General features: G+C 50.7%; 1 protein-coding gene. It reads right to left on the bottom strand.

Annotation, left to right across the window (positions count from 1 at the left end):
• Positions 1-521, bottom strand: a 521-nt coding sequence (locus ACFQZI_RS00005; RefSeq protein ID WP_377137076.1) for a DDE-type integrase/transposase/recombinase, incomplete at both ends; no start/stop codon positions are given.

Below are 521 nucleotides of genomic sequence, written 5' to 3'. Positions count from 1 at the left end.
GCGGGTAGTCAGGGCCATTCGTAAGGCCTTTAAACAACTGTCCGTAGAAAGATCATGGCTCATACAAAAGCCAATGATCTTTCGGCTGTAGGCATCTGTAATAAGGCTTAAATAAGCAAACTCCTGCCTGATACGGATATAAGTAATGTCGCTCACCCAAAGCTGCCCCGGGCGTTCAGGAACCAGCTCTTTTATCAGGTTAGCGTACTTTCTGAAGCGGTGACAAGAAAAGGTAGTACGCACCCGGTAACGCTTCCTGCGTACCAAAAGCCCGTTCTCCCTGAGCAATTCAAACAAGGCGTCCCTGCCTATCCCGGGCTGTGTCAATGCCAGCAGCTTTCTGGTACCCAGGCGGGGCTGCAGCCTGCGGTGTTCCTGTACCTGCTGAATAAGCTCCTCTTGTTTGAACGTCCGGGTTTCCGTTACCTTTAATTGCTGATAATAAGCCTGGCGGCTATAACCAAGCAGTCCGCATAACTCACGCAAGCCGCGTGTATGTATCTGTATGCTTATTCCGACCG

Origin of the sequence: Mucilaginibacter lutimaris, assembly GCF_042676625.1 — a bacterium.
Classification (GTDB): Bacteria; Bacteroidota; Bacteroidia; order Sphingobacteriales; family Sphingobacteriaceae; genus Mucilaginibacter; species Mucilaginibacter lutimaris.
This window is presented reverse-complemented; position numbering and strand designations above follow the sequence as displayed.